Origin of the sequence: Zooshikella ganghwensis (assembly GCF_018263875.1) — a bacterium.
In the GTDB taxonomy this organism is placed as follows: domain Bacteria; phylum Pseudomonadota; class Gammaproteobacteria; order Pseudomonadales; family Zooshikellaceae; genus Zooshikella; species Zooshikella ganghwensis.
The window spans coordinates 1-3,291 of the sequence record NZ_JAEVHG010000050.1; the positions used below are offsets into that span (position 1 = coordinate 1).

Sequence of the window (3,291 nt, forward strand, 5' to 3'; positions counted from 1 at the left end):
CCTAACGCGTCGTAGGCAAAGTGCAGGTCTTCAATTTGCGTGGTACTGCTGATATACGCGCCACTGTCTTGCAAACGTCCGGTTTTGGCATCAAACACCCGTAGCGTTGTCGCACCATTACCGTACTGTTGCTGGGTAATATTGCCGAGGGCATCCGCCGCTTGGGCTTGCCAATAAGTGGTGGCGTTGCTGTCCTGACCATCGGTAATGGCGGTCAGGTAACCGTGCTCGTTATAGGTTTGTTTGGCGATGAGTCCGGTAGGGAACGTCGTTTGTAGAGGACGACTGTACTGGTCATAGCCATAACTCAGGGTAAAGCTTTCGCCAAACAGGGTTTGGGTTTCTGTGGTTAAACGCCCTAAAGTGTCGTACTGATACTGTTGGCTAATACCATCGACGGTGACCTGATCTAACTGACCTTTACGTTGTTGGTCATACTGCCATTCAGAGACCCGCCAAAGTAACTTACTGCTGGCTTGGGCATTTTCCGTTTGTTTGACTAGACGATCGAGGTTGTCATAGCTGAGCTTAGTGACCTGGCCTTTAGCATCCTGCTGACGAATCAACCGACCCAACGCATCGTATTCATAGGTCCATGCGCCTTTATCGGGATCATTCATCGCGACCTTACGGCCCAATACATCATACGTCAGGTCAACAGTATTATTGTCTGGGTCGGTGGTTTGGGTCAGATTGCCGAAACTGTCGTAGGTGTAGCTCAGGGTATTGCCCAGGCTATCAACGACTTTGACTAATTGACCGGCGCCGTTGTAATGCTCGGTTTTGGTCTGACCTTTAGCATTGGTGAGGACCTTGTTTAGGCCCTGATAGTCGACTTCTGTCGTGCTGCCATTCGGTTGCGTGGTTTTAATCACCCGTAGCAGGGGATCATATTCATACTGTGTCCAGTACACCTCATCATCTTTAAAATACGGCAAGGAGGTTTTTTCGACCTGGCCCAGGGCGTTATACACCGTATCCTGGTATTGGGTTTTACCGGTTAAAGCCAGTGTTTCAGTCCGCAGGGTGCGTTCCAGTTTATCCAAATACACGGTGCTGGGGGCACTGCCTGAGCGTTGGGTTTTGCTCCAGTACACGGCCCTTGTCGGACAGGTGTTGTCTGTCGCCGCTGCACACCAGCCATGAGTGATGGTGGTTTTCGTGTTATCCGGTGCTGTTTGGCTTTTCAGGCGGCCTAAGGCATCGTAGGTATAGGTGGTGACCAAGCCATTGGCATCGGTGGTGGTTAATGGCACACCCCAGAACGGGTCACTGGTTTGCTGGGTTTGATGGCCTAAGGCATTGGTGGTTGAGGTTAAGAACTGACCTTGGGCATCATAGGTATACGTCTGTTTGCGTACCGCCACCTTGGCACCTTGGGTTTGTTCTTCGATTAAGTTACCAAAACTGTCGTATTTAAAGTCGGTGGTCAGGACATAATCACCTTGGCCAGGCTCCTGCACTCGTTGGGTTAAGGCGCCGGTCGTAGGATCATAACGGAATTGCGTGGTGCGGGTTTGGCTGTCACCAGCGACACTCACCTTGGTGACCTGGGTTTGGGTGGCTAAGCCCAGTAGCCAGTTGGTTTCATCATTTTGGTAGGTGGTTACTGTGGTGCTTTGCTGTTCACCCAGGGCGTCTTTAATGACCTGCTTGCTTTCCGTGGCATTGCCCCAGTCATCATAACTGAAGCTTTCCGTGACCGTCGACAACCAGGCATCCTGTAGGGATTTTTGTTGGGTGGTGCGGTTCTTTAGCTGCACACGATAACGAGGAAGATCACCGTCGTCTAAGGTCGTGACTTGCCAGGTTTGTTGAGTATCTTTCAGCAGCACACCGTCAGCGGACCACTGTTGGGAACGGCTTAGCACCCCGATTTTACGGGCCTCCGTATCCTGTAAATAGTGATCCGTGGTTTTAATGCCGGTTTCCAGCTGAGTGCTGCTGATTTCAGCAAAGCCCAGTGCACCTAAACCCCGTAAATGGTGCTTTAAGCCTTTGTAGTGGTACTGGGTGGTTAAGCTGCCACCGAGACCATTGTCTTGTTTGACCTCTTGCACGACAAATACCGCCGATTGGCGATCAATGATGGGATACGTACTGCCTGTGCTTTTGGTGAACAGGCTGGGATCGGTGAGCGGTTGATAGCGGAGGGTGGTGGTTTGTCCTAAGCCATTGCGAATTTCAGTGATACGGTGGGTCAGTGAACCTTTGATGTATTGGTAATTAACAAAGTTACCCCGTTTACTCAGAAGCCCTGCGGCTAAATCCACCTGGCCATCGCCGTTATAGTCCCCGAGAATACGCTGCCATTTATCCCAGTCGCTATACACGCCATTCCAGGTGGCTGCAGCTTGTAAACCATCACCTTGGGATAAATGCACCCAGGTATAGTGACTTTTTTTACCAAAATAATCGGTGACCAGGTCTTGCTTACCATCACCATTGAGGTCCGCTAATTGGCGCTTGGAACCCAGGTAACCGGTCCGCACATCGTACCATTTGGCCATCGGTAACAAGCCATTGCCGGTGGACAGCGATACGGAAATCAGGTTGCCATAGACCCCCAGGTAACTGGAAACGACATCATCGTTGCCATCACCGTTCATGTCCCCGATAAGGTGTTGACCATCGGCCCAGCCTTCAAAGTTGCGTTGCCAATGTTCCAGTTGGCGATCTTGTTCAGTAGAGCGAATGACATACACCTGGTTACCTGCAGCGCCGATATAGGTGATGACCAGATCTTGTTTGCCATCCCCATTCATATCGCCCACGTGCATGGTATGACCTGACCAGTTATTGCCTCGGTAAAACCATTTCTGCAAGGGCGCAAAGCCATCACCGGTGGACAGTTGCACCTCAATATCAATCATGCCGGCGGTTAACGCGTAATACACCATATCACTGCGGCCATCACCATTGAGGTCAGCCATCAGTGACTGATAGCCTTGCCAATTCGTGGCGATATGGGTCCACTTCTGGGGAGCGGTAAAGCTTGAGCCCGTGGACAGTTGTACATAGACGACATTGCCTGAGGAGGATGAGAGGTGTGAAGCCACTAAATCGGTGAGGCCATCACCGTTCACATCGCGGGCAAAGTGGTGATAGTTTTTCCAGTTCTGGCCATCTTGATGCCAAACCTGAGGCTCAGAAATCCCTTCTTCGGGATCACCTGGCACCCCTAAACGCACGGTGGCGACATTCCCGGTTTTGGTTAAGCGGGCCGCAATTAAATCCGTAGCCCCATCACCATTGACATCCCCCGTTAACCAACGGTATTGAGACTGATCA

At 51.2% G+C, this 3,291-nt stretch carries 1 protein-coding gene; it reads right to left on the reverse strand.

Annotated features, from left to right (window positions below; genetic code table 11):
* Positions 1–3,191 (reverse strand): FG-GAP-like repeat-containing protein (locus KHS79_RS25675; protein WP_407704252.1); only part of this gene is annotated, 3,191 nt, incomplete at its 3' end.
* Positions 3,192–3,291 lie beyond the last annotated feature (100 nt).